General features: G+C 67.6%; 15 protein-coding genes. 1 reads left to right on the top strand and 14 read right to left on the bottom strand.

Features of this window, described 5'->3' with window-relative positions:
* Positions 1-51: 51 nt before the first annotated feature.
* The 6 genes from AAY78_RS11380 to AAY78_RS11355 all read right to left on the bottom strand — a co-directional run bounded on the left by AAY78_RS11380 (position 52) and on the right by AAY78_RS11355 (position 7,109).
* Entirely contained in the window at positions 52-1,392 is a 1,341-nt protein-coding gene (locus AAY78_RS11380) for an alpha-L-fucosidase (protein WP_046748406.1), read from the bottom strand.
* The gene (locus tag AAY78_RS11375) at positions 1,389-2,933 is read right to left on the bottom strand and encodes a M81 family metallopeptidase (RefSeq protein ID WP_331454581.1); all 1,545 of its coding nucleotides are present in this window, start codon (positions 2,931-2,933) and stop codon (positions 1,389-1,391) included. The genes AAY78_RS11380 and AAY78_RS11375 overlap by 4 nt, the downstream gene beginning before the upstream one ends.
* A 78-nt stretch (positions 2,934-3,011) precedes the next feature.
* Complete coding sequence (locus AAY78_RS11370; RefSeq protein ID WP_082108659.1) at positions 3,012-3,986, bottom strand: ROK family protein; 975 nt, start codon at positions 3,984-3,986, stop codon at positions 3,012-3,014.
* A 2-nt stretch (positions 3,987-3,988) separates the two neighbouring features.
* Complete coding sequence (locus AAY78_RS11365; RefSeq protein WP_046748404.1) at positions 3,989-4,903, bottom strand: carbohydrate ABC transporter permease; 915 nt, start codon at positions 4,901-4,903, stop codon at positions 3,989-3,991.
* A complete protein-coding gene (locus AAY78_RS11360; protein WP_045265140.1) occupies positions 4,893-5,798 on the bottom strand; it encodes a carbohydrate ABC transporter permease in 906 nt (301 codons plus the stop codon). Before AAY78_RS11360 ends, AAY78_RS11365 begins: the two co-directional genes overlap by 11 nt.
* A 51-nt stretch (positions 5,799-5,849) precedes the next feature.
* The gene (locus tag AAY78_RS11355) at positions 5,850-7,109 is read right to left on the bottom strand and encodes an ABC transporter substrate-binding protein (protein ID WP_218867345.1); all 1,260 of its coding nucleotides are present in this window, start codon (positions 7,107-7,109) and stop codon (positions 5,850-5,852) included.
* Positions 7,110-7,310: 201 nt separating this feature from the next.
* On the opposite strand from AAY78_RS11355, the gene AAY78_RS11350 reads away from it, so the two are divergent.
* Positions 7,311-8,462, top strand: a complete 1,152-nt coding sequence (locus AAY78_RS11350) for an ROK family transcriptional regulator (RefSeq protein WP_046748402.1) — start codon at positions 7,311-7,313, stop codon at positions 8,460-8,462.
* 19 nt (positions 8,463-8,481) lie between these two features.
* Here the strand turns inward: AAY78_RS11350 and AAY78_RS11345 are convergent, their stop codons facing one another.
* The 8 genes from AAY78_RS11345 to AAY78_RS11310 all read right to left on the bottom strand — a co-directional run bounded on the left by AAY78_RS11345 (position 8,482) and on the right by AAY78_RS11310 (position 18,614).
* Positions 8,482-9,756: an alpha-L-fucosidase gene (locus tag AAY78_RS11345; RefSeq protein WP_442922343.1), complete on the bottom strand. Its 1,275-nt coding sequence runs from the start codon at positions 9,754-9,756 to the stop codon at positions 8,482-8,484.
* A 94-nt stretch (positions 9,757-9,850) separates the two neighbouring features.
* Positions 9,851-10,879 carry a ketol-acid reductoisomerase gene (gene ilvC / locus AAY78_RS11340; RefSeq protein ID WP_046748400.1) on the bottom strand — a complete coding sequence of 343 codons (1,029 nt, stop codon included), beginning with the start codon at positions 10,877-10,879 and terminating at the stop codon, positions 9,851-9,853.
* A gap of 46 nt (positions 10,880-10,925) precedes the next feature.
* Positions 10,926-11,435, bottom strand: coding sequence for an acetolactate synthase small subunit (gene ilvN, locus AAY78_RS11335; RefSeq protein ID WP_017830816.1), 510 nt, complete (start codon positions 11,433-11,435; stop codon positions 10,926-10,928).
* Positions 11,436-11,438: 3 nt separating this feature from the next.
* On the bottom strand, positions 11,439-13,241 hold the full coding sequence (locus AAY78_RS11330) for an acetolactate synthase large subunit (RefSeq protein WP_046748399.1): 1,803 nt from the start codon (positions 13,239-13,241) through the stop codon (positions 11,439-11,441).
* Between the two features lie 71 nt (positions 13,242-13,312).
* Positions 13,313-15,031 carry a dihydroxy-acid dehydratase gene (gene ilvD, locus AAY78_RS11325; RefSeq protein ID WP_046748398.1) on the bottom strand — a complete coding sequence of 573 codons (1,719 nt, stop codon included), beginning with the start codon at positions 15,029-15,031 and terminating at the stop codon, positions 13,313-13,315.
* 9 nt (positions 15,032-15,040) lie between these two features.
* Entirely contained in the window at positions 15,041-15,838 is a 798-nt protein-coding gene (gene otsB, locus AAY78_RS11320) for a trehalose-phosphatase (RefSeq protein WP_046748397.1), read from the bottom strand.
* Positions 15,839-15,889: 51 nt separating this feature from the next.
* Positions 15,890-17,296, bottom strand: coding sequence for an alpha,alpha-trehalose-phosphate synthase (UDP-forming) (locus AAY78_RS11315; RefSeq protein ID WP_127012261.1), 1,407 nt, complete (start codon positions 17,294-17,296; stop codon positions 15,890-15,892).
* Positions 17,297-17,324: 28 nt separating this feature from the next.
* A complete protein-coding gene (locus tag AAY78_RS11310; protein ID WP_046748395.1) occupies positions 17,325-18,614 on the bottom strand; it encodes an MFS transporter in 1,290 nt (429 codons plus the stop codon).
* Positions 18,615-18,658: the final 44 nt, after the last annotated feature.

The raw sequence follows: 18,658 nt of genomic DNA, 5'->3' as shown, positions 1-18,658 counted from the left end.
GCCCTTCCGACGCCGTCGGAGGGGCCCTCGTCTCGTCGCGAACCGTCCGTCTCAGCCTGCGGACAGCACCGCGACGGCCTCTCCACGCAGACGCGCGGGGATCACCACGACCGCACGATCACCGTCGGCCTTCTCGACCGCACTGCCGTCGGTCCACCGCAGGTCGGACTGCACGAGCTCGTCCGGCAGATCGAGCGTCCCGATGCTCGGGTCGAGAGCATGCACGTGCACGGTCGACCCGGTGGTGGTGTAGCGACGCGGGGCACCGCTGCGCTCCCCCATCCGGATCCACGGGCGCGTGCCGTAGACCGTGTCGCCGTTCGTCTGCAGCCATGCACCCAGCTCGCGCATCGCACGACGCTGGAGCTCGGGGATGGAGCCGTCCGCTGCGGGGCCGACGTTGATCAGCAGGTTGCCGTTCTTCGCCACGACGTCGACGAGCAGACGGATCAGCGCCGCGCCGGACAGCGAGTGGCGTTCGTCCTCTGCCTGATTGAAGCCGAAGGAGTAGCCGAGTCCACGCGTCGACTCCCACGTATCCGGGATGATCTCGGGGATGTCCGTGTATTCGCGTGTGAGGAAGCCGTGGTACGGGACACCCCAACGGTCGTTGACGACACCGTCGGGCACCGCGTCGAAGTACCGCTGCAGGAGGGCGGCGACCGCATACTCGTCGTGCCCCTTGCCACCGTCGGGCCACTCGATGTCGTTCCACAGGACGTCCGGCGAGAAGCGGGACACGAGCTCTTCGAGCTGGGCAGCCGAGTAGCGGGCGAAGTGCGCATCGTTGCGACGGAAGCGGAACAGATCGGTGTCGGACTCGATCGGCGGGAAGTCGCTCACGTGCCAGTCGAGCGCACCGGAGTAGTACACCCCGAACTTCGCCCCCGCGCGACGGGTGGCGTCGTGGAACTCGGAGATCAGGTCGCGGCGCGGACCACGAGCGACCGCGTTGAAACCGGTGGTCGCCGTGTCCCAGAGGCAGAAACCCTCGTGGTGCTTGGTCGTGGGGACGATGTACTTGGCCCCGGCACCGACCAACTCGCCCACGAAGGCATCCGCATCGAACGCCGAGGCGTCCCACCGATCGGCCAGGTCCTCGTACGAGGTGCCGGGGCCGAACAACTGCTGGTGGCGCTCCCAGGTGGGGCTGCCCGCGATCCGCACCGTGTTGCCGTACCACTCGGCGTACTGATGCCAGGCGTACGCATCCTCGGTCGGGATGTTCACGCCATCGCCGTGCTGCACCGCCCACGCCGGCACCGAGTACAGCCCCCAGTGGACGAAGAACCCGAGCTTCGCGTCCCGATACCAGTCGGGCACACCCTGAGTCGGGTACACCGGGGCGTCAGCGCCGAAGTCGGGTCCTGTCCGCTTCTCGAAGTTCATCATGCGTTCTGCTCCTCTGCGGTTCCGCGGCGGACGACGGTGGCGGTCAGGTCCGGATCGCCGTCGGCGTCGAACGGGTAGACACCCGGCTGCAGACGGTGGTGGCCCAGCCGCAGCAGGTCCTGGTCGACGCCACCAGGGGTCAGCGCGAGAGTCCACCCCGCGGCGAGTTCGTAGAGCTCGGGTTCGAGATAGCCGATCTTCACGACGACGATGTCCGCGGTGGTGGGCTCGAGGCCCAGCATCCGGAAGTCAGAGAGGTGGTGGAAAGGCTTGCGGCGCTCGGTGATGATCGCGTGCAGACCGCCCACGGCGATGACGACTTGCGTACCCGCATCCGGGTCGCCGTCGCTGATGGAGAACACGGTCCCGGTGATCGTGACAGGTCCGTGTGGACCCGAATCCACCCGGGCTCCGGCATCGAGCGACACCGTGGCTCCGACGCCGGCCGCGACAGCCCGTGCGACGGCTTCGCGGTCGAAGATCGAGGCCACCAGTGTGGTGCGGCTGGAGTCGGTGAGCTCGGCGCGTCCCAGCAGGTGCCCGAGCGTCCAGGTCACGTCGCCGGCGCCACCGGCCGTCGGGTTGTCCCCCGAGTCCGAGATCAGGTACGGCCGCGGTGCTCCCGGAGCGAGGGCCTTGTCGAGGGCGTCATCGAGCGAGCCGGTCTCGGCCACGAAGACGAAGTCCTCGCGCGCGTCCCAGAACATCCGCGCGACACGCTCGGCTTCCCGTGCGATCACCTGCTCGTCGTCCCCGGTGACGACCACGTAGGCCTGGCACCGCGGCTCGTCAGCCCAGGCGTAGCCGATCCAGACGGAGGCGTCGACCACCCCGGTGAGGGCTTCGATCTCGGGCAGCTGGGCGTAGATGCTGCGCGCCGGCTCCAGCCGCGTGCTGGTCTTCTCCCCCGGCAGCAGCACGGGCACGGGTACCCAGGCGGAGAAGGGGCGCCGCCGCAGTGGGTCGGAGCCGTGCGGTCCCCTCAGCCGGGCGAGCAGGTTCCACACCGCACGCTCCTTGGTGTTCATCCAATCCTCGTGCGGCGCCATGCGGTAACACGTCAGCAGGTCTACCGCGTCACGCAGCACCTCCGAGACGTTGCCGTGCAGATCCATCGAGGTCGAGACCAGCGTGTCGGGACCGAGGGCGGCGCGCACCGCGAGCGCGAGATCGCCCTCGGCGTCGTCCATGCCGACCACGCTCATGGCGCCGTGGATGTCGAAGAAGAACCCGTCGAAGGGACCGTGCTCCCGGATGCCGGCGACGATCGCATCCTTCATCCGGCGATAGGTCTCCGGCGCGACGGCTCCGCCAGGAAGAGAGCGTCCGTGGGTCAGCGGCACCCAGTCCGCGGCGGAGGCGAGTTCGCGTCCATCGTCCAGGAACGGGTAATACCCCCGCAACGTTGGGCCGGTACGAACCGTGAACGCCTCGTCACCGGAGATGTGAGGCGAGAAGGTGCTCGACTCGATGGAGATCCCGGCGATGCCGATGCGTGGCAGGGCGAGACCGCCGTCGGCGACGGTGGGAAGCGGGCCCATCCAGATCTCGTGGGCTTCAGGACGTGCGGTCACGTGAGGTGCTCCTTGTGGTGCGAGGGTCGTGCGTGGGGTCGTCTCTCAGCGTGCGCCTGCCGGCACGAGCGCACGGCGGGCCGTCTCGATCGCACCGAGAGCGACCGCGTCGGAACCGAGGACGGCCGGAATGATGCGCAGCGGGATACCCGACACCGGCGAGTCGGTGGCGAGCGTGCGCGCGATGGCCGGCGCGAGGAGGTCCCATGCGGCCGTGACCCCGCCCCCGACGATCGCGCAGGGCAGGTCGAGGATCGTGGCCGCGGTCGCGCAGGCGAGGGCGAGCGCCCGACCCGCAGCGTCGAACGCCGCAATCCCCTCCGTGTCGCCGCGGCGCGCACGGTCGGCGACCTCGCGAGCGTCGCGCACCGAGGCGCCCGTGCTCTCCTGGTAGCGCAGCGCGATGGAAGTGCCGGAGGCCAGCGTCTCGAGATGCCCGATCTGGCCGCAGGTGCAGACGAGGTCGCTGTACCCGGGTGTGTGTCCGATCTCACCGGCGGCACCGTGCGGTCCGTGGTGAAGTTCGCCGTCGATGAGGACGGCGCCGCCCACCCCCGTGCCGAGCATGACACCGAGCACGTCCCGATCCGTGCGCCCTTCCGCCGCGGCCTCACCGAGCAGGAAGGCGTTCACGTCGTTCTCTACCCGCACGGGGACGCCGAGGCGTGACTCCAGTTCATGCCCGAGGGCGAACCCCGTCCAGCCGACGAAGGTCGCCGACGCCGCACGGATCGTGCCCGTCTCGTGGTCGATGACTCCGGCCGCCCCCACTCCGGCTGCGGCCAGCGATACTCCCGCTTCCGCTGCCAGCGACATGGCGAGGGTCGCTGCCGCATCCGCCATCGCTGCACCGCCGAGCGCGGCCGGTGCGCCGACGCTGCCCCGGCCGAGCACGGCACCGTCACCGTTCACCAGAAGGGCGGCGATCTTGGTGCCGCCGATGTCGATCCCGACGAGAGCCGCACCGGGTCCGGCTGCGCCACCGATGAGCGTGCTGGTCCCCTGTTCCTGACTGATCATGTTCAGCGACCACCCAGCCCGGCCATCGCGATCCCCTTGACGAGGTGCTTCTGCAGCACGATCACGAGGATCGTGGTCGGCACCATCGAGATGATCGCGGCTGCCATCTGCAGGTCCCACCGCGTGCCGGTGAGCCCGGCGAAGCTCGCGAGGCCGACCGGAAGCGTGCCGTGCGCGTTGTAGTCGACCGTCACGATCAGCGGCCACAGGTAGCTGTTCCAGAACGAGAGGAACGTGAACACCGCGAGCACCGCCACCGCCGACTTCGACAGCGGAAGGATGATCTGCAGGAACGATCTCACGGGGCCTGCGCCGTCGACACGGGCCGCCTCCTCCAGCTCGTAGGGGATGCCGCGGAAGAACTGCCGCATCAGGAACGTGCCGAAGGCGCCGAACGCGAAGGGAAGGATGAGCGCCTGGTATGTGTCGACCCAGTTGAACCACTGCATGACCTGGAACATGGGGATGACGAGCACCTCGGCGGGAACCATCAGGGTGGCCAGGAACAGCACGAACACCGCGTCCCGGCCCTTCCACCGCAGGCGCCCGAAGGCGTATCCGGCTGTGGTCGAGACGATCAGCACGACGAGCGTTCCGCCGATCGCGACGATGAAGGAGTTCATGATGTACGTCAGGAACGGCCCGTAGGCGAACACGTCGACGAAGTTGCTCCACCGCAGTTCGGAGCCCACCAGGGTCGGTGGCATCGAGAACATCTCCGCGTTCGGCTTGAGAGCCGAGAAGAACGCGTAGATCAACGGCGAGATGAAGATCAGCGCAGCCACGTAGATCGCGACGTGCGCGAGGATCAGACGGGCGCGGGCGCCGGGGGTCGTCGCCGCACCGCGTGCGCGCTCGCGTTCGCGGTCGGCGCGGCCGGTGCGTCCGGCGGGCCGGACGAGGGTCTCAGTGCTCATAGTGCACCCACTTCTTCTGTGCGGCGAACTGGAGCCCGGTGATCGCGATGATGATCGCGAACAGGATCCACGCGGCTGCAGCGGCGAGGCCGAGATCGCCGAAGGTGAATCCCTGCTCCCAGATGTACATGACGAGCGGCTTCGTGGCATTGCCCGGACCGCCGCCGGTGAGCATCTGCGGCTGCACGAACACCTGCAGCGACGTGATCATCGTCATGATGGTGGCGAAGAAGATCGATGGCGAGATCATCGGGACGATGATGCTCCACACCCGCCGGATCCCCTGTGCGCCGTCGATGCTCGCCGCCTCCAGCACGCTCTCGGGGAGCTGCTCGAGGGCGGCCGAGAAGATCAGCATGTTGTAGCCGAGTCCCTGCCAGACGCTCATGACGACGACCATGATCATGGCCCACGACGGATCGGCGAGGAAGTTGGGCAGCTCGATGCCGAACCAGGTCTGCGAGAGGCCGTTGAAGAGTCCCTGCGGCTGGAGCATCATCTTCCAGACCAGCACGTTGGCGACCATCGGCGTGACGACGGGGATGAAGAACAGCACCCTCAGTGCGCCGCGACCGCGGATCCGGGAGTTCAGACCGAGAGCGAGCACGAGCGAGAGAGCGACGCTCAACGGCACGTACAGCAGGGTGTACACCGCCGAGTTGCGCAGCGCCGGCCAGAAGTCGGGGCTGCTGGTGAACAGCTTGACGTAGTTGTCCACGCCGTTGAAGGTCCGCTCGCCGAAGGTCGGCCAGTCGAAGACGCTCATCACGATCGACAGCCCGACGGGCACGATCGTGAACAGGGCGAGCCCGATCAGGGCTGGGCTTGCGAATCCCAGCGCCTGACCGGCCTCCACCTTGGCGAGCGATCGTCGACGTCTCGTCGTGATCGTCATCTCAGTTTCTTCCTCTGTTACTGCATTGCTGCTGTGGTGGCCGAGGCCCGATCACTCGCCGAACTGCGCCTGCGCGTTCGACAGCAGCTCTTCCATCGTCATCTGGCCGTTGTAGACGCTGACGAGGTTGGGCTGGATGTAGCTGTCGAGCTTCTGCCAGTTCTTCGTCATGTAGAGGGGGACGGTGTCACCGAACGCAGCCTCGAAGACGGACTTCACCTGGTCGCGGTACTTCTCGTCGATCGACTCGAAGTACAGCGGCTGCGACGACGTGCGTGCCGGGTAGGAGCGGCCGGACGACGCGATGTAGTCCTGCGCGTCCTCGCCGAGCAGCGAGCCCATGACCTTGAGCGCGGCCTCGGGATTCTTGCAGTTGGCCGAGATGCCGTAGCCCGAGCCGAGGATCGGACCGGGGTTGCCGTCGACTCCGGCGGGCAGCGGGACCATGCCGGCGGCGAAGCCCGACTCGTTGTCGAGGTAGCTCACCGCGTTCCAGGTGCCGTCGACGGCCATGGCCGCGTTGGCGCCGGTGTACTGGTTCTCTCCCCACCCCGTGTCGGAAGCGGAGGCCACGGGTGCGGCGACCTTCTTCTCGGTCACGAGCTCGGCGTACCAGGTCGACGCGTCGACGAAGGCCTTCTCATCGATGTGCAACGTGCCGTCCTCGGAGGCCGGCTGCGTGGCGGAGTAGGCGATCGGCATCGACATCCACTGGTAGCCGCCCATACCCATGCCGAAGCCGTACTTGCCGTCCTTGGTGGCGTCGGCGGCGATCTTGTCGAAGTCGTCGAACGTCCACCCGATCTCAGGGGTTGCGGCGCCGGCGGCGGTCAGCATGTCCTGGTTGTAGTAGACGAGCATGGTGGCGACGTCGAACGGCACGCCGTACGTCTTGCCCTCGAAGCTGAGGATCCCGTCGGCGCTCGGATTGAAGTCGGCCCAGTCGATTCCCGCCGTCTTCAGGTCGGCATCGCTCAGCTCGCGGAAGCCGCCGGTGTAGCCTCCCAGCTGCGCGCCGCTCATGCCCGTGACGCACGCCATGTTGCCGCTGGCCATGTTGGTGGTCAGCTTCGTGAAGAAGTCGCTCCACGGCGACGTCTGCAGCTTGATCTTGATGTCGGGGTTCTGCTCCTGCGCGAACGCGACCTGCGCCTCGAGGGCGTCCACGTCCGACTCGCTCCCGGCCCACATGTCCACCACGATGGTGTCGCCGTCTGCCGAACCACCCGTGCCGCTGCCGCTCGCGCAGCCGGTCATCGCGACCGCGACGCCGGCGACGGCGACCACAGCCCCTACACGCAACTTCTTCATTGAATGCCTCCTGGAAAGGGAACCGGTTAATTCGCGGGTCGAAGTAACCTAGTAGGATTTCGTATGAAGTTACCGTTTCATACTTCGCAAGTGGCCGCAAGCCGAACATCCGATGTTTATCGGAGCTTGATAATTCGTAACTCCCGGGAAACACGACGAACCCCCGCTACGCTGACGATGCTCCGACAGGAAAGTGCTCTCATGACGAACTCCGCTGACACCGCCGTCGACGATCCGCACACGCGACGCATCCTCGACCTCGTCGCCCGCGGTGAGGCGCGATCGCGCTCCGAGCTCGCCGCCTCGCTCGGCGTGGCCGCATCGACGGTCGGTCTCCGCGTGCAGTCCCTGCTGGATGCCGGCATGCTCAGAGAAGCCGGAGACGGCACGTCACGCGGAGGGCGGCGCCCACGTGTCCTTCAGATCGCGGCGGACGGCTTCGTCCTGTCCGCTGACCTCGGCGGCGGACACGCCCGCATCGGCAGGCACTCCCTCAGTGGTGCCCTCCTGGACAGTGAATCCATCGCCGTCGATGTCACCGAGGGACCGCAGGCCACCCTGGATCGCCTGGCGGTCGTGTTCGACCGTCTCCTGTCCTCGGGGAGGATCCATGCGATCGGGATCAGCCTCCCCGGTCCGGTCGACATCTCCACGGGATCCGTCGACCAACCCTCGCGGATGCCCGGATGGCCGGGGTTCCGCGTCGGCGAGCACCTCTCCGCGCGCTACGGGGTCCCTGTCGCCGTCGACAACGACGCGAACCTCGCCGCGCTCGGCGAGCACCGTGAGCGTTTCGGCCACACCGGTCACAGCATCACGGTGAAGGCGGGAACCGCCATCGGCAGCGGCATCATCGTGGACGGGCACGTGCACCGCGGCGCCACGTCGGCCGCGGGCGACATCACCCACACGCGCATCGACGGCAGCGGCGACATCCCCTGCTCCTGCGGAAACACCGGATGCCTGGAAACCGTGGCGAGCGGGGCGAGTCTGGTGCGACAGATGCGCGAGCGCGGGAACGACGCCGTGCGCACGACGACCGACGTGCTGAGCCTGGCGCGCGACGCCGATCCCCTCGCCACGACTCTGGTCCGAACCGCCGGCACCCACCTGGGCCAGGCACTCTCCGGGGTCGTGAACTTCTTCAATCCGCACGCCGTGTTCCTCACCGGCAGCATGAGCGCATCCGAACCGTTCATCGCGGCCGTCCGCAGCCGCGTCTACGAGGCCTGCCACCCGCTCGCCACCCAACGACTGCGCATCGAGTCCGCGGCGACGGGCGCCGACGCCATCCTGCACGGCGCGGCCCGACTCGCGCTCGAGGGCATGGACATCCCCGTGGCGGCCGCCTGAGCCACCGCCACGGTGCGGATCAGTCCTCGATCAGGGTCAGCTCGATCACGGGGACCAGCACATCGGGTCGACGCACCGGGAGGTGGACGGTCAGAGTCCCCTCGGCCTCGCCTGCGGGTGTCATGAGATCCGCCTCGCGATCGGGGTCGGACACGCTCGTCTGGAGCCAGGATCCGTCGTTGAGAAGCCGGACGTACGACACCTTGCCCGCGAGCTCCGGGAGGTGGACGAAACCCATGGGCCAGCTGAAGAGGCTCAGGTAGAGCCGGTTTCCCCTGCGCGTGTAGGCGCCCTCACGCGGTGGGGTGAAGGCCGCGTACCCCGCGCCGACCACCGCGTTCCGGTGCAGGCGCATCCACTCCCCGATCTCCGCCAACGTGCTCGCATCCCGCGGAGCGATCGCCCCACGCCCGTCCGGGCCGATGTTCAGCAGCATGTTGCCGTCCATCGAGACAGAGTCGACGAGCATCTGCACGAGCAACGTCGACGACTTCTGGTCCATGTTGTCGCGGTGGTAACCCCACGATCCGTTCAGCGTCTGGCACGCCTCCCACGTGAGGGGAACGCCGTCTCGCACGATCGGCGCGGTGGGCTGATACTGCTCTGGCGTGACGAAGTCCGCGGGGATACCCAGACGATCGTTGACCAGCATGTTCGGCTGCAGCTCCCGACACAGAGCGAGCAGTGCCTCCGCATCCCAGTCCCCGGGGCCCTTGCCTGCCCACCCGTCCTTCTCCTCCGGGTAGGTGAAATCGAAGAAGAGGTAGTCGATGTTGCCGTACTCCGTGAGGAGCTCGCGCACCTGACCGTGGAGGTAGGCGCGGTATGCGGCCATGTCGCGGCCGGCGTTCAGCTCATGAGCGTTCTCATCGTCGCGACGCGGGTGGTTCCAGTCGATCGTGAAGTCGGGGTGATGCCAGTCGATGACCGAGTGGTACAGGCCGACTTTCAGGCCTTCCGCCCGCAGCGCGTCGACGTACTCGCGCACCAGGTCACGTCCGGTGTTCGCGACCGAGGTGAAGTCGGTCAGCTTCGAATCCCAGAGGCAGAAACCGTCGTGGTGCTTCGTGGTGAGCACGACATACCCCATGCCCGTCGCTTTCGCCGTGCGCGCGAGTGCTGCGGCATCGAAGAGATCCGGATCGAAGTGCTCGAAGTACTGACGGTAGTCCTCGTCCGTGAGCCGCTCGTAGTTCTGCACCCACTCGTGCCGTGCGGCGGTGCTGTAGAGGCCGAAGTGGACGAACATGCCGAACCGAGCCCGGTCAAACCATTCCTGTCGCATACCTCCCATCCTGGCACAGACATCCGATGTTTAGAGACTGGATGGACCTGCTCGACGCAGAACGGGCGCCCCCGAAGGGACGCCCGTTCGTTCGAAGATCGAATCAGCGCGCGGCGCTGCCGTCGATGTAGTCCTCGTCCTGCTGCTTCCATGCGAAGAGCGAGCGCAGCTCCTTGCCGGTGACCTCGATGGGGTGCTGCTCCTCCTTGGCACGCAGCGCCAGGAACTCCTCGGCCCCGTTGTCCTGGTCGTCGATGAAGCGCTTGGCGAAGGCGCCGGACTGGATGTCGGCCAGCACGCCCTTCATGCTCGCCTTGACGCGCTCGTCGATGACGCGCGGGCCCGAGACGTAGTCGCCGAACTCGGCGGTGTCGGAGATCGACCAACGCTGCTTGGCGATGCCGCCCTCCCACATCAGGTCGACGATGAGCTTGAGCTCGTGCAGCACCTCGAAGTAGGCGATCTGCGGCTGGTAGCCCGCTTCGGTGAGGGTCTCGAAACCGGCCTGCACCAGGTGGCTCACACCACCGCAGAGCACGGCCTGCTCGCCGAACAGGTCGGTCTCGGTCTCTTCGGTGAACGTCGTCTTGATGACGCCGGCCCTGGTGCCGCCGATGGCCTTCGCGTAGGAGAGCGCCAGGTCCCAGGCCTTGCCCGATGCGTCGCGCTCGACGGCGATGATGTCGGGGATGCCGCGGCCCGCGACGAACTCACGACGCACGGTGTGGCCCGGAGCCTTCGGGGCGACCAGGATCACGTCGACGCCCTCGGGAGCGTCGATGTAGCCGAAGCGGATGTTGAAGCCGTGGGCGAATGCGAGCGTCTTGCCGGCCGTGAGGTTCGGCGCGATGGACTCGCTGTAGATCGTGCGCTGGTGCTGGTCCGGCGCGAGGATCATGATGACGTCGGCCCACTCGGTGGCCTCGGCGACGGTCTTGACCGGGAAGCCTGCCTCCTCGGCCTTGGCCGCCGACTTCGAGCCCTCCTTGAGGGCGATCGCGACCTCGACACCCGAGTCGCGAAGGTTCTGCGCATGGGCGTGGCCCTGCGAGCCGTAACCGACGATGGCAACCTTCTTGCCCTGGATCAGGGACAGGTCTGCATCGGCGTCGTAGAAGATCTCGGTGCTCACTTTGTGTTTCTCCTTGATTGTGGTTCGTGTAGGTAGAGGGGGCGCATCAACCGCGCAGCACGCGTTCCGTGATGCTCTTGCCACCGCGTCCGATGGCGAGAAGACCGGACTGCGCGATCTCCTTGATGCCGAAGGGCTCGAGCGCGCGGAGCATGGCATCGACCTTGCCCTTGTCGCCGGTGACCTCGATCACGAGCGCGTCGGAGGCGTAGTCGACCACGGAAGCGCGGAAGAGGTTGACGACCTCGATCACGTTCGAGCGGGTGGCGTTGTCGGTGCGGACCTTCACGAGCATGTGCTCGCGCTGCACCGACGTGGCGAAGTCGAGCTCGACGATCTTGATCACGTTGATCAGCTTGTTGAGCTGCTTGGTGACCTGCTCGAGCGGGAGCTCATCGACATCGACGACGACGGTGATCCGGGAGATGCCAGGCACCTCCGTCACGCCGACGGCGAGGGAATCGATGTTGAAGCCGCGGCGGGCGAAGAGGCCGGCCACACGAGTCAGAAGGCCGGGGGTGTTCTCCACCAGCAGGCTCAGCACATGGGTCGACATGGATCAGTCCTCCTCGTCGAATGCGGGCGCGTGCTCGCGGGCGTACTGGACGTAGCTGTTGCTGACTCCCTGCGGCACCATCGGCCACACCATGGAATCGGCACTCACCACGAAGTCGATCACCACAGGCCGATCGTTCGTCTCGAGTGCGAGCTTGATGGCGGCGTCGACCTCTTCCTCCTTCTCCACGCGGATCGCGAGGCAGCCGTAGGCTTCGGCGAGCTTCACGAAGTCGGGGATGCGGATCGTTCCGTGACCGGTGTTGAGATCGGTGTTCGAGTGACGTCCGTCGTAGAACAGCGTCTGCCACTGGCGCACCATGCCCAGCGAGGAATTGTTGATGATCGCGACCTTGATCGGGATGTTGTTGATCGTGCAGGTCGCGAGCTCCTGATTGGTCATCTGGAAGCAGCCGTCGCCGTCGATCGCCCAGACCGGACGATCGGGCTCGGCGACCTTGGCGCCCATGGCCGCCGGCACCGAGTAGCCCATCGTTCCGGCACCGCCGGAGTTCAGCCAGGCGTTCGGACGCTCGTATTTGATGAACTGCGCAGCCCACATCTGGTGCTGGCCGACTCCGGAGGCGAAGATGCCCTCCGGCCCGGTGAGCTCGCCGATGCGCTGGATCACGTGCTGAGGAGCGAGCAGACCGTCGGTCGTGGGCGCGAATCCCAGCGGGAACTCGGTACGCAGACCGTCGAGGTACGACCACCACTCCTCGATGTCGGGCTTCGTGTCGGCCGTCGCGCCACGGAACGCCGCGTCGAGGTCGGTGAGCACGTCGCGCACATCGCCGACGATCGGCACGTCGGCCGTGCGGATCTTGGAGATCTCCGCCGGGTCGATGTCGACGTGGACGACCTTCGCGTTGGGTGCGAACAGCGCCGCCTTACCCGTGACACGGTCGTCGAACCGCGCACCGAGCGAGACGAGGAGATCGGCCTCCTGCAGAGCGAGCACAGCGGGAACCGTGCCGTGCATGCCGGGCATGCCGAGGTGCTGCGGGTGCGAGTCCGGGAAAGCACCACGGGCCATCAGCGTCGTGACGACCGGGGCGCCGGTGGACTCGGCGAGTTCGAGGAGTTCTGCGGACGCCTTGCCGCGGATCACGCCGCCACCCACGTACAGCACCGGCTTCTTGGCTTCGGCGAGAAGGGCCGCCGCGGCCTGGATCTGCTTCCCGTGCGCCTTGGTCACAGGACGGTAGCCGGGCAGGTCGATCTTGGGCGGCCACACGAAGGGCGCGGTCGCCTGCTGCGCGTCCTTGGTGATGTCGACCAGCACCGGACCGGGGCGCCCGGTGCCGGCGATCTCGTACGCCGCAGCGATCGCGCCCGGGATGTCCGCCGCGTCCTTCACGAGGTATGAGTGCTTGGTGATCGGCATCGTGATGCCCACGATGTCGGCCTCCTGGAACGCATCCGTCCCCATGAGGGTCGAGAACACCTGACCGGTGATCGCGAGCATCGGCACCGAATCCATGTAGGCGTCGGCGATCGCGGTCACGAGGTTGGTCGCGCCGGGACCGGAGGTCGCGATGCACACGCCCACCTTGCCGGATGCGGACGCGTACCCCTCGGCCGCGTGCCCGGCTCCCTGCTCGTGACGAACCAGGATGTGACGGAGCTCGGAAGCGTCCATCAGCGGGTCGTAGACGGGGAGGATAGCCCCGCCAGGAAGCCCGAACACGTCGGTGACACCGAGCAGCTCGAGCGAGCGGACCACGGCCTCAGCGCCCGTGATCTCCGGTGCGGCAGGTTGACGGGCGGGCGGCCTCGGCACGGCCGGGGCGGAATCAGCAGTCATGACTTTCCTTCTGATGATCTGTGGAGGACGCCGGATGTCCGATCGGCTGGGTTCCTGAGCCTGTCGATGGATCAGCCGGTGGTCGCTCCCTCGGCGGCGGACCGCACGAGGCGCGAGTACTTGGCAAGAACGCCTCGGGTGTAGCGCGGGGGAAGCGGCTCCCAGCCAGAGCGGCGGGAGGCGAGCTCTGCCTCGTCGACGAGTAGATCGAGAGAGCGAGCTGCGATATCGACCCGTATCAGATCACCATCGCGCACGAAGGCGATAGGACCTGCGTCCACCGCTTCGGGTGCTATGTGGCCGATGCACAGGCCGGTTGTGCCGCCTGAGAATCGTCCGTCCGTCAAGAGTAGTACATCTTTTCCGAGTCCAGCGCCCTTGATGGCCGCGGTGATCGCGAGCATCTCCCGCATGCCCGGTCCACCCTTGGGTCCCTCGTAGCGGATCACGATCACCGTGCCGGGTTCGATCTCGCCCTCGGCCACGGCATCCATGGCCGCGCGCTCGCGCTCGAACACGCGGGCCGGTCCCTCGAACACCGCCGCGTCGAAACCCGCCGTCTTGACGACGGCACCCTCCGGGGCGAGCGAGCCGTGCAGGATCGTGAGCCCGCCCGTGGCGTGGATCGGGTTGTCGAACGTGTGGATGACCTCGCCGTCGATCGGCTGCGGGTCGAGGTCCGCGAGGTTCTCGGCGAGTGTCTTGCCGGTGACCGTGAGCGCGTCGCCGTGCAGGAGGCCCTCGTCGAGCATGGCCTTCATGATCACGGGGATGCCGCCGTGGCGGTCGACGTCGTTCATGACGTACTTGCCGAACGGCTTCATGTCGGCCACGTGCGGGACCTTGTCGCCGATGCGATTGAAGTCGTGAAGACTCAGCTCGACCTCGGCCTCTCGCGCGATGGCGAGGAGGTGGAGGACGACGTTGGTCGAGCCGCCGAGGGCCATCGCGAGGGCGATCGCGTTCTCGAACGCCTCCTTGGTGAGGATGTCGCGCGTCGTGATGCCCTGACGGAGCAGGTTGACGACGGCCTCGCCCGACCGATGCGCGAAGTAGTCGCGACGGCGGTCGGCAGCGGGCGGCGCGGCGGAGCCCGGCAGGCTGAGCCCGAGTGCCTCGGCGACGGAGGCCATGGTGTTGGCGGTGTACATGCCGCCGCACGCTCCCTCACCGGGAGCGATGGCGCACTCGATGCGCTTGAGGTCTTCCTCGCTCATCAGGCCGGCACGGCAGGCGCCGACCGCCTCGAACGAGTCGATGATCGTGACGTCCTTCTCGGTGCCGTCGGAGAGCTTGACCCAGCCCGGCGCGATCGACCCGGCGTAGAGGAAGACGCTCGACAGGTCGAGGCGGGCGCTGGCCATGAGCATGCCGGGGATCGACTTGTCGCAGCCGGCGAGCAGGACGGAGCCGTCCAGGCGCTCGGCCATCATCACGGTCTCGACCGAGTCGGCGATGACCTCGCGGGAGACGAGTGAGAAGTGCATCCCCTCGTGGCCCATCGAGATGCCGTCCGAGACGGAGATGGTTCCGAACTGCAGCGGGTACCCGCCGCCGGAGTGCACGCCCTCCTTCGCCCCCTGAGCAAGACGGTCGAGGCTCAGGTTGCAGGGAGTGATCTCGTTCCAGCTGGACGCGATGCCGATCTGCGGCTTGTCCCAGTCGGCGTCGCCCATGCCGACGGCACGGAGCATACCGCGGGAGGTCGTGGCCTCGATGCCGTCGGTGACGACGCGGCTGCGGGGCTTGATGTCGATGGGCGCGCTGCTGGAGGGATCATGCGAGGACATGACGGAAGTCTATTGCCGCCGAGAGGCACGTTCGTCCGCCAACGCCTCCAGAAGCTCGGCGATCTGTTGTGGAGAGTCCACACGAAGGGTCGCGGCGCTCTCCCCCGGTCCGACCCGGACGCCGAGATCACCGGGCTGCAGCACACGCATCGCATCCTCGTCCGTCACATCGTCGCCGGCGAAGAGGATCCCGGTGGCGTCGAACCTCTCGCGGAGAGCGGCCATCGCCGCGTCCTTGCCCTCCGTTCGCGACGAGAACTCGAGCACCCTGTGGCCCGAACGCCGTCTCCAGTGCGGGAACCGCTCCGCGACGAGGGCATCGATCTCGGCGAAGACGCGCTCCTCGGTCTCGCGGTCGGCACGACGGGTGTGCACGCCCATGCCGAAGGTCTTGGGCTCGAACTCGGCGCCTTCATATCGGTCGATGATCGGCTTCGCCGCCGCCCACAGCTCCTCACGAGCACCATCGTCCGTCGGTTCGCCGGGAGCATCAGCGTCGCCCTCCCCCGGGAACCAGTACTGGGCGCCGTGCGATCCGGCCAAGGCGATCGCGGAGTCGTCGGTGTGCTCCGTGATGACACGGAGGTCGTGCATGCTGCGTCCGGAGACGTAGGCGACGACGGTGTCCGGAAGAGCGGCGAGGCGGTCGACCTGGACGGCGACTTCGGGAAGGGCTCTGGCTGCCATCGGATCCGGGACCAGCGGCGATGCCGTGCCGTCGAAGTCGAGCGCGACCACAAGCCGTGCAGTGCCGGCCAGAGCGCTCAGGTCGTCATCGGCTGTTCCAGGGGTCCAAGGGCGCGTCACGGATTCTCCAATCGAAGGGGGCTCTCCCAGTATCGCGGGCCGTGCGCGGGCTCAGCGACCGCGCACCTCGGCCAACGCGGCGAGGAACGACGACGACCACGCGGTCACGTCGTTGTCGAGCACCCGGCGCCGGAGCGAGCGCATGCGACGCGACTGCTCGCCCGCCGGCATGTCCACGGCGGTCATGATCGCGTCCTTGAGACCTTCGATGTCGTGCGGGTTGACGCGCACGGCCTGGCGCAGCTCGTCCGCCGCTCCCGTGAACTCGCTCAGCACGAGTACGCCGCGATTGTCGGCCCTGGTGGCGACGTACTCCTTGGCCACGAGGTTCATACCGTCGCGGAGCGCGGTCACGAGCATGACATCCGCCGCCAGGTAGAGCGCGACCATCTCCTCGCGCGGATACCCCTGGTGCAGGTACCGGATGGCGGAGTGCCCCATGGTGTCGTTGTCGCCGTTGATGCGGCTCACGGCGAGCTCGATCTCGTCCCGCAGGTGCACGTAGGCATCGACCCGCTCGCGGCTGGGACTCGCGACCTGCACCAGTGTCACGTCCTCGACGTTCAGTCGCCCGTCCTCGAGCAGTTCGCCATAGGCCTTGATGCGGTGCCGGATGCCCTTCGTGTAGTCGAGTCTGTCGACGCCGAGCAGGATGCGCTTGGGGTTGCCGAGGCTGGCTCTGATCTCGGCGGCTCTGGCCTGGATGTCCTCCCTGGCCGCGAGCTCGAGGTAGGGCTCGGTGTCGATGGAGATCGGGAAGGCTCTCGCCACCGCCGTCCTGGTCTGCTCGCCCTCCGGCACCGAGACGTGCGAGCCCTTGACCTCGTAGCGCAAGCGGCGGCGTACGGCGGTCAGGAAGTACGTGGCGTCCTGCGCGCGCTGGAAGCCGATGACGTCGGCGCCGAGGAGTCCGCGCAGCACCTGGTCTCGCCAGGGCAGCTGCGCGTACAGACCGTGAGCGGGGAACGGGATGTGGTGGAAGTAGCCGATGGTGACGTCGGGCCGCAGTTCCCGCACCATCTGCGGCACGAGCTGGAGCTGGTAGTCGTGCACCCACACGGTGCCGTCCTTCGCGACCGCGGCGGCAGCAGCCTCGGCGAAGCGGCGGTTCACCGTCACGTATGCCTCCCACCATTCCCGGTGGTACTGCGGCGGCGCGATCACATCGTGATAGAGCGGCCAGATGGTGTCGTTCGCGAAGCCTTCGTAGTACTCGGCGACCTCCTGAGCGCTGAGCGTCACCGGTATCAGGTCGATGCCGTCGGCCGCGAACGGCTCCAGCTCGACGTCGGCCTGGCCGGGCCAGCCCACCCAGGCCCCGTGCACACTGCGCATCATCGGCTCGAGCGCGGCGACGAGACCACCGGGAGACGTGCGCCAGGTTTCCTCACCTCCGGGACCCACCACCCGATCGACGGGCAGGCGGTTGGCGACGACGACGAAATCTGCTGCGGCCACGAGGGCTCCTCCCGGGGTTTCCTCCAGGCTATCGAGGAACATCGATCTCCGCGGATCGCGCGTCAGGGGTTGACGCGGGCCTCGCGTCCCCTCTACCGCTGAGGAACCAGTTCGCCACACCCGCGATGAAGGCGATCAGTGCCGCGATCATCGGCAGCAACAGCGCAGCGGGCGTGCCGACGTTCTCGGCGATCTCACCCGCGAAGGCGGCTCCGATGGACTGCCCGACGACGACGCCGGAGCCGAGCATCGTCATGACGGTGGCGGAGCGTCCCCGGGGACTGCGGGCCGCACCGAAGCTGTACTGCGTGACGAGAGTGGGACCGATGCCGATGCCCATGATCGCGAGCGCCAGCATCATGGTGCCGAGGGTGTCGACGAATCCGAGCAGCAGCGTGCCCGCCAGCAGGATCCCGGAGAACACGAGCCACCGCGCGCGCATCGAGAATCGCGGGGGAAGCCAGGCGACACCGAGTGCGAGGATGGCGGACCCCACGCCCATGACCCCGTAGAGGAGGCCGGCCTGCTCCGGCGCCCCTCGGTCGGCCATGAACGACGTCAGCGAGGTGAGCATCGTGCCGAAGAAGATGCCGACGCCGAGGATGCCGACCACCACGATCAGCAGCTGGGGCCGGAACAGCTCGGAGACGGCCGAAGGCGCCTTCCCGTCGGCGTCGCGATCCTGCGAGACGTGTCGACCGCTGGGATGCAGTGCGAAGGCACCCACGAAGACCACGGTGAGGACGGCCGCACCGACCAGCGGAGCCCACGGCGCGATCGCCGACGCCAGGATCCCGACCAGGAACGGCCCGAACACGAACACCGTCTCGTCCGCCGCCGACTCGTACGCCATCGTGCCCGATACCGTCTTCGCACGGCGGGACTCCGCCATCCGTTCACTGATGATCGTGACGAGCCGCGAGCGCGACAGCGGAGCGACCTGCGGGGCGCTCGCCCCGATGCCGACGGCGGCGAGCAGAACGAATCCGTCCGGCGCCGTTCCGTAGACGACCACGGTGAACAGCAGAAGCATGGCCGCGTTCGCGACAGCGAGCACCATCAGCACGACCCGCTGCCCGAAGCGATCGGCTGCTGCCCCGAGCAGAGGCCCGAAGCATGCGGTGCCGAGACCCACGGCCGCAGAGGTGAGACCTCCGAGCGAGAGGGAGCCCCGCGCGGAGACGACGACCGTCAGCACGCCGACGACCATCATCGCGAACGGCAGCCGGGCGATGAAGGCGATGAGGAAGTAGGGAAGGCCGGCGAGACGGAGAAGGGTCGGCTCGGCGATGTGCTGCGATGCTGTTGCGCGTGTCATGGCTCTCGCGCGTCGAAGACGCGATGTCGGGTGCCGCCGCTGTC

The sequence above is a fragment of the Microbacterium sp. Ag1 genome, from assembly GCF_001005635.1.
GTDB lineage: Bacteria > Actinomycetota > Actinomycetes > Actinomycetales > Microbacteriaceae > Microbacterium > Microbacterium oxydans.
The sequence above is the reverse complement of the archived record's forward strand: the minus strand, read 5'-3'. Positions and strand labels throughout refer to the sequence as shown.

Bases quoted from the DNA above. Each gene is read 5' to 3' on its own strand.
- AAY78_RS11380 (WP_046748406.1), bottom strand. From the start codon at position 1,392: ATGATGAACTTCGAGAAGCGGACAGGACCCGACTTCGGCGCTGACGCC.
- AAY78_RS11375 (WP_331454581.1), bottom strand. From the start codon at position 2,933: ATGGGCCCGCTTCCCACCGTCGCCGACGGCGGTCTCGCCCTGCCACGC.
- AAY78_RS11370 (WP_082108659.1), bottom strand. From the start codon at position 3,986: ATGATCAGTCAGGAACAGGGGACCAGCACGCTCATCGGTGGCGCAGCC.
- AAY78_RS11365 (WP_046748404.1), bottom strand. From the start codon at position 4,903: ATGAGCACTGAGACCCTCGTCCGGCCCGCCGGACGCACCGGCCGCGCC.
- AAY78_RS11360 (WP_045265140.1), bottom strand. From the start codon at position 5,798: ATGACGATCACGACGAGACGTCGACGATCGCTCGCCAAGGTGGAGGCC.
- AAY78_RS11355 (WP_218867345.1), bottom strand. From the start codon at position 7,109: ATGAAGAAGTTGCGTGTAGGGGCTGTGGTCGCCGTCGCCGGCGTCGCG.
- AAY78_RS11350 (WP_046748402.1), top strand. From the start codon at position 7,311: ATGACGAACTCCGCTGACACCGCCGTCGACGATCCGCACACGCGACGC.
- AAY78_RS11345 (WP_442922343.1), bottom strand. From the start codon at position 9,756: ATGGGAGGTATGCGACAGGAATGGTTTGACCGGGCTCGGTTCGGCATG.
- ilvN (WP_017830816.1), bottom strand. From the start codon at position 11,435: ATGTCGACCCATGTGCTGAGCCTGCTGGTGGAGAACACCCCCGGCCTT.
- AAY78_RS11330 (WP_046748399.1), bottom strand. From the start codon at position 13,241: ATGACTGCTGATTCCGCCCCGGCCGTGCCGAGGCCGCCCGCCCGTCAA.
- ilvD (WP_046748398.1), bottom strand. From the start codon at position 15,031: ATGTCCTCGCATGATCCCTCCAGCAGCGCGCCCATCGACATCAAGCCC.
- AAY78_RS11310 (WP_046748395.1), bottom strand. From the start codon at position 18,614: ATGACACGCGCAACAGCATCGCAGCACATCGCCGAGCCGACCCTTCTC.